Genomic DNA, 7,148 nt, shown 5'->3' on the forward strand with positions numbered 1-7,148 from the left:
CCCACTGATACGGCCATAGTAAAAAACTTAAGATATAATCTTTAACAAAAAAACACATCATAAAAGTGATCAAAAATACAACCAAGGTAGCAATAATTCGCTGACGAAGTTCAATTAAATGTTCTATAAGTGTTGCCATATTGGCATCAACTTCATCTTTCTTAACATTCATGATACATCTTCTTTATCTTTAGAAACGACAAAAATGCTTTCAGAATGATAGGGTGTAATAGATATCACATCTGTATTGGTTGTCTTTTGATCACACGCCCAAAGTTCTTCATCTTTTTCTAATTTATGATGTGTTGCCTTAACATCAGAATTATCATGGATATCCTCTACTGCATCCTGTATGGGATCAAAAGTCTCTGTCAACTTCTTACTTGGATTAAGATCATTAATATCTGAACATGTTTTTTGCAAATTATCGAGCTCAATTTGTCTTATTGCATCATCAAACTGGTAACGAAGTTCATTTACTGTTGAACATACATAAGCTCTTACCTTTGCTATTGCCTTTAGTATTTTAGGTAAATCTTTCGGTCCAATGACAATAATGAGAACAAGTAAGATTACAACAAACTCCGACCCATCAATCCCAAACATCTCTTAACTCGACTTCCCCGTAAAAAATAATGCACAATGATGATAACGTTTTTGTTATTTGACACGCTGTTTTTTAGTAATAGATGCCTTGCCTCTTTTAGAGGCAGAAGAAGCCTTTTTGCGTGCGGTTACATGTTTCACCGATAATGGCTGAGATTGTTGAGGTTCTATATCAATCATTTGAGAAGGAGCTGCCATTTCAACTTTATCCTCAATGCTGTCATCGTCTTCCTTCATATTCTTTTTGAAAGCCTTAATTCCCTTAGCAACATCACCCATTAATTCAGAAATTTTACCGCGCCCGAAAAGCACAAATATAATCAGTAAAATTACAATTAAATGCGTTGGTGAAAAAATATTACCCATTTTTTTAACTCTATGCTTTTAAATTTGATTTCATTTGTGCATGCTTACTCTGAAGTAATATATCAAATACCATGTATTTTACTTATATATTTTTTTCTCAACTTAAAAGCAATCACACGCCTTTTAGTGCAAAAGAACCTTTTATCCTCTCATCCCTTTTAGGGCATTATAATATAAACCATTCAAAAATTATAAACCACTTCCTATAAAGTTCAAAAGGCTTAAAAACTTTTCTAAAGAAACTTCATATGATCTCTTGGACGGCTCATCTTCCTGCAAATATTGTATCCAATGTCTTTCCTTTTAAAAACGGTATCATACATGAAATTGTGAATATCTCTCCCTAATCAACTTTACCAATGAGAATAATATCATAACCTTCTATAAAAAATTTACATGTATCTAAAATTTTCCGAAAGTATATTCCCTGCAAGAGCTTTTTTTGACACATCATCTAACATTAAAGGTTCCTTAAAACCTATCTCTTACGAATAATATTTTCAATAACTCTTTGCGTTGCAGGAATCCTGATATCAATTTTTCATAAGCAATATGATCAATGATCGTCGTCAATCAATCAGTCAAATTTTTAAAAGGTGCAACATCATACTTTTCTAAACATTAAGTGTGATACCGCAATATGGGCTCACTCAAAATGCATATGAGGCAACATTTGTGCACGTGATCATATCTGGGAATATGTTTTATTAACGCATAAAATATATTCATTTATAAAAATCACTCACTTGCACATCATAAACAAGGTTAGCATAGAGAGATAAAAACTATTAAAATAGCCCTTATAGACCAGCTCAAGTGTCAAGAGCGCTAGTAAATAAGTCACAATATTAGGAATATGACGATGCCCGCTTTCATCTTTATTCAATAGAGAGATTCCAGTGAAATGTTCACCCTCTTACTATCCAACTTTCATATAAAAGATTTAAAATCCTAATGAATAAATGCCTCCATGATATTAATATTTTATGCGTACAATTTTTTAATGAGAGTCTTATTTGATTTCTACAAGAAAATTTTTATGGATATCAATTCTATTATTCTATGCTAATAATCTGATATAGTTATCCATATTATAGAGTTTCTTCAATGAATTATAGGCATATTTATCATGCTGGGAATTTTGCTGATGTTTTTAAACACATTATTGTCACTCGCATTGTAGAATATCTCAAACGCAAAGAAAAAGCTTTTCGCGTTATAGACACACATGCAGGAATCGGCATTTATGACCTCTCTTCTTTAGAAGCACATAAAACAGGAGAGTGGCGTGAAGGTGTTCAACGCATTTTTTCAACTCCTATCCCAAAAGATTTAAGAGCACTTCTTGATCCGTGGTATGATATCATTAATGTCCTCAATAAAGGGGAAAAAGAAATTGTATTTTATCCTGGATCTCCCGTTCTTATTCGCCAATTATTACGGAAACAAGATCGCCTCACTGCGATAGAATTGCATAATGAAGATTATCACATTTTAGCAAAAAACTTTGCCGGCGATTATCAGACAAAAGTTCTGCATTTAGATGGTTGGCTTTCCTTAAATGCTCATTTACCACCAAAAGAAAAACGTGGGTTTATCCTTGTTGACCCTCCCTTTGAAAAAACTGGAGAATTTTCCCGCCTTATTGAGGGATTAATGAAAGCCTATCGCCGTTTTTCTGGAGGGATCTACGCTTTATGGTATCCTGTTAAATATGACAAAGAAATTGAAAGTTTTCTTCATGCGCTTTATCAAACAGGAATTCCTAAAATTCTCCAGCTTGAAATGCGTATCCGAAAAAAATCAACATCACCTACAATGAATGGAAGCGGTATGATTATTATTAACCCTCCCTATCTTTTGGAAGAAGAAATGAAAAAACTCACCCCCTTTCTTATCAATCGTCTTGGTCAAGATGAAAATGCCCAAATAACGCATAAGTGGATTCAAAAAGAACATCTGTTATGTTAGATTTTTCCCTATATTTCCCTTAAATGAAAATATCGTGATTAAGATACAAAGGTATTAAATGCTATAACTCTTTGATTTTTTTAGATTATATAAACATATAATAATGATAAACGAATAACGATTAGCGTGAATTAATTTTTTCTCTTTTTGAGAAAGTTTATGCTCTTATCATGATGGATTTTCTATTTTGACCATTTTAACGAATAAATTGAGTGAATTCATAAATCTGTCTTAAATAACACCCCTCATATTTTATGAAAAATAGGTACTCTAAAGTCATATTCTTATGCTATAATGCGCTATTTATAGAAAAGAATATTTTATATATTAAACAAAAAACATATTCTTAATAAACGGAATGGTCCTAAAAAATAATATAAATTGTTCGCAAAATGAACGAGAAAAACTTTCTTTTCTCTCTAACATTACGTGGAATAATGCCAATCAAAGTAATGAGAAAAATCAATTCCAAGGTGTCAAATTCATACAAGAGTTTGTTAGACACCTTCCGCATAAGCCAGGGATTTACCGGATGATTGGTGAAAATGGTGATATTCTCTATGTTGGCAAAGCCCGTAATCTCAAAAAACGTGTTTCAAACTATACACGTGAACAAAGACATAATAATCGTATTACTCGCATGATTCGTGCAACATATCATATGGAATTTATTGTCACCCACACTGAAACAGAAGCTCTTCTTTTAGAAGCCAATCTGATCAAAAGATTGCGTCCACATTTTAATGTACTCCTGCGTGATGATAAAAGTTTCCCTTATATTATGATTACAGATGATCATCGAGCACCTGCACTTTATAAACATCGTGGTGCTCGAACACGAAAAGCCCATTATTTTGGTCCTTTTGCCTCTGCTGGTGCGGTAACACAAACACTTCATGTTTTACAACGCGCTTTTTTATTACGGACCTGTACCGATGCAGTGTTTGAAAACCGTACACGCCCCTGTTTGCTTTATCAAATTAAGCGATGTTCTGCACCTTGTACACATGAAATTAGTGACAGTGATTATAAAGAACTGGTAAAAGGAGCAAAAGCATTCCTTTCGGGAAAAGATCAATCTGTTAAAAACGATATGGTTCAAGCTATGCATAAAGCCGCAGAAAATCTTGATTTTGAACAAGCAGCTTCCTATCGTGACCGCCTATCAGCCCTTTCTCACATACAAAGCCATCAAGGTATAAATCCTCAAACGATAAAAGAAGCGGATGTTTTTGCGATTGCGCAAAAAGAAGGAATGACCTGTATCCAAGTGTTCTTTTTTCGCATGGGGCAAAATTGGGGAAACCGTGCTTATTTTCCTAAAGCAGATCCCTCTTTTTCCCGTACTGAAATTTTAGCAAGTTTTCTTGCCCAATTTTATGATGATAAACCACTTCCCAAAAGCATCCTTTTATCTGAAGAAATTGAAGAAAAGACACTTCTTACAGAAGCGTTTAGTCTTAAAGCAAATCACAAAGTCTCTCTCTCTCTACCCAAACAAGGTGAACAGAAAAATCTTGTTAATCATGCCTATCTGAATGCTCATGAAGCACTTGAACATAAGCTTGCTGAAACAGCCACCCATACAAAATTGCTTCAAGGTCTTGCTGAAACATTCCAACTTCCTTCTCCTCCGCGCCGCATAGAAGTCTATGACAATTCTCATATTATGGGAACAAATGCTGTAGGTGTAATGATTGTTGCTGGTCAAATGGGATTTGTTAAAAATCAATACCGCAAATTCAATATTCGCTCAACAGATATTACGCCTGGCGATGATTTTGGCATGATGAAAGAAGTGATTAAACGAAGATTTTCACGCCTTATCAAAGAGCATGATCTCCCCAATAGAAATCATGACATAAAAGATGATGATCTTTTTCCCATCTGGCCTGATCTTATCTTAATTGATGGAGGCGAAGGACAAATCAACAGTGTACATGCAATACTTGATGAATTACAATTAAATGACCTCTTCACAGTTGTTGGAATCGCTAAAGGTGTTGACCGTAATGCAGGATGTGAACGATTTTTTATAAAAGGTTCCTCCTCCTTTACACTTCCCCCACGTGATCCTATCCTTTATTTTCTGCAACGTTTGCGTGATGAAGCTCATCGTTTTGCCATTGGAACGCATAGAATAAAACGAAAAAAAGCAACATTCAAAAACCCTCTTGATAAAATCGAAAATATCGGTCCAACAAGAAAGCGTGCGTTGCTTCATCATTTTGGAAGTGCCAAAGCTATTGCTAATGCCTCACTTGAAGATTTAAAAAAAGTTACGGGAATCTCTATGACAATTGCACAGAAAATTCATAACCATTTTCATGAAAAATAGACTTGTTTCATAACCTCCGCCTTGTTACGTTTAGGGAATATATTTTTTCACAAAAATTTAAAATGGCTCTATGAAAAATCATACTTTTTCTTTTCCAAATATTTTAACTTATGCACGAATTGTTGCAGTTCCAATGGTTGTAGCCTGCTTTTTTGTAGAAGGACGCCTACAATCAAGTGATATCGCACGCTGGATTGCCGTTTCCATTTTTATTATTGCATCTATTACCGATTTTCTTGACGGTTACCTTGCCCGTATTTGGGAACAAACATCCAATATTGGTCGCATGTTAGATCCAATTGCCGATAAACTTCTCGTCTCTGCTTGTTTGCTCTTGCTTGCCGCAGACAGCACTATCGCTGGATGGACTCTATGGGCAGCCATTATCATTCTTTGCCGCGAAATTCTTGTATCAGGATTACGTGAATATTTAGCTGAATTAAAAGTGAGTGTTCCAGTTTCTCGTCTTGCGAAATGGAAAACTTTTGTACAAATGATCGCTATTATCTTTCTTTTAGCGGGACCGGCCGGTAATAAAATTTTCCCTTATACGGTAGAATTTGGCATTACTATGCTGTGGATTGCTGCTCTCCTTACATTGTGGACAGGATGGGATTATTTTCGTGCAGGTTTAAAGCATGTTATTTTGTGAAAAGAATATGTAAGATTTATAATGATAATTTACCTTTTTGCCCTTAAACAAAAGAAGAAAGCCCGTGAGGCTTACTTATTTTAAATCTATTCACGAACAATCAATCAAAACACTTCTTTTGCACATCACAAACGAAGCTGGCATATAGATAAAAACTCTTTAAGAAAAAAATAAATATGCTTTTTGTCCCGCCTCGCAAAAGCAGTCGCAACATTAAAAGCTAAAAAAACGATGAATGCGATATGTCTTTGCAAAAAAATCTATAACTTTGTAAGCAAAAAACCCGAAACATAGTTTTTCAAGTTTTTTGCTTCTTATTTACTTTACGCTTTTATTAAGCAACAATTTCTATCTCAGAAAACCAAAAAGCGATTTCTGTTTTTGCTGTTTCAGCACTATCGGATCCATGGACAGAATTTTCGCCAATCGATAAAGCATGAACCTTACGAATTGTCCCTTCTTCTGCATCACTAGGATTCGTAGCCCCCATTACTTCACGGTTTTTAGCTATTGCATTCTCGCCTTCTAGAACCTGTACCACTGTTGGACCAGAAGACATAAATTCCACCAATTCGCTAAAAAAAGGACGCTCCTTATGAACAGCATAGAATTTTTCAGCCTCACGCTTACTCATCCAGACACGTTTAGATGCAATAACACGCAGTCCTGCATCCTCAAGCATTTTCGTAATTGCACCCGTCAAATTACGACGTGTTGCATCTGGTTTAATCATCGAAAAAGTACGCTCTAAAGCCATTTAACCACCTTTATTTCATTGATAACATTCTCTGGCTATTTCTATAACGAGCAAGCAGCCTTTTGCCAAGTGACTCTGCAAAAATCTACAAAAATTCTCAAAAATATAGAATGAATTATAAAGAACACTTAATAAAAATAGAAATACATTATAAGAGTGTACCCGCCTCTCAGAAAATGTTGAAGCTTCTTTTATACTCCCAAATGCTTCTCATCAAAATTATCATTTAAGCAATAAAAAATTATAAGAAAAATCCAACACGTAAAAATATATATACCTTTTATGAAAGCTTTATTTTTTTAAGAAAGCGAACCTAGACATTTCATATCTAGGTTTGAAAATCCCCTCACACACTGAAATCAATCAAAAAATACCCCTATAAATTAAAAACTATAGCGTACACCTAAAATACCCTGAAGGGACTGTTTTGTTTTACGTCCTTTAACATAATGGGCCTC

7 protein-coding genes are annotated in these 7,148 nt (G+C 34.6%); 3 read left to right on the forward strand and 4 right to left on the reverse strand.

Going from position 1 to position 7,148, the window contains the following annotated elements:
- From ACFIO3_RS06420 to tatA, 3 genes are all read right to left on the reverse strand, one after another.
- On the reverse strand, positions 1 to 172 hold a 172-nt coding region (locus ACFIO3_RS06420; protein ID WP_375704213.1), incomplete at its 3' end, for a twin-arginine translocase subunit TatC.
- The gene (gene tatB, locus ACFIO3_RS06425) at positions 169 to 606 is read right to left on the reverse strand and encodes a Sec-independent protein translocase protein TatB (RefSeq protein WP_375607684.1); all 438 of its coding nucleotides are present in this window, start codon (positions 604 to 606) and stop codon (positions 169 to 171) included. The genes ACFIO3_RS06420 and tatB, both read right to left, overlap by 4 nt.
- A 54-nt stretch (positions 607 to 660) precedes the next feature.
- Positions 661 to 972 (reverse strand): twin-arginine translocase TatA/TatE family subunit, encoded by a 312-nt coding sequence (tatA, locus tag ACFIO3_RS06430; RefSeq protein ID WP_375607685.1) that lies wholly within the window; start codon positions 970 to 972, stop codon positions 661 to 663.
- Between the two features lie 1,107 nt (positions 973 to 2,079).
- Between tatA and ACFIO3_RS06435 the strand changes: the two genes are divergently transcribed.
- The 3 genes from ACFIO3_RS06435 (at position 2,080) to pgsA (ending at position 5,933) form a co-directional block, all read left to right on the forward strand.
- Complete coding sequence (locus ACFIO3_RS06435) at positions 2,080 to 2,943, forward strand: 23S rRNA (adenine(2030)-N(6))-methyltransferase RlmJ (RefSeq protein WP_375607686.1); 864 nt, start codon at positions 2,080 to 2,082, stop codon at positions 2,941 to 2,943.
- Positions 2,944 to 3,301: 358 nt separating this feature from the next.
- Positions 3,302 to 5,281: an excinuclease ABC subunit UvrC gene (gene uvrC / locus ACFIO3_RS06440; protein WP_375704212.1), complete on the forward strand. Its 1,980-nt coding sequence runs from the start codon at positions 3,302 to 3,304 to the stop codon at positions 5,279 to 5,281.
- Between the two features lie 70 nt (positions 5,282 to 5,351).
- On the forward strand, positions 5,352 to 5,933 hold the full coding sequence (gene pgsA / locus ACFIO3_RS06445; RefSeq protein ID WP_375607688.1) for a CDP-diacylglycerol--glycerol-3-phosphate 3-phosphatidyltransferase: 582 nt from the start codon (positions 5,352 to 5,354) through the stop codon (positions 5,931 to 5,933).
- Positions 5,934 to 6,267: 334 nt separating this feature from the next.
- Here pgsA and ndk read toward each other — a convergent pair whose 3' ends face one another.
- Positions 6,268 to 6,690 carry a nucleoside-diphosphate kinase gene (ndk, locus tag ACFIO3_RS06450; RefSeq protein WP_375607689.1) on the reverse strand — a complete coding sequence of 141 codons (423 nt, stop codon included), beginning with the start codon at positions 6,688 to 6,690 and terminating at the stop codon, positions 6,268 to 6,270.
- Between the last annotated feature and the right edge of the window lie 458 nt (positions 6,691 to 7,148).

This window comes from Bartonella sp. AD328YNZD, from assembly GCF_042196425.1.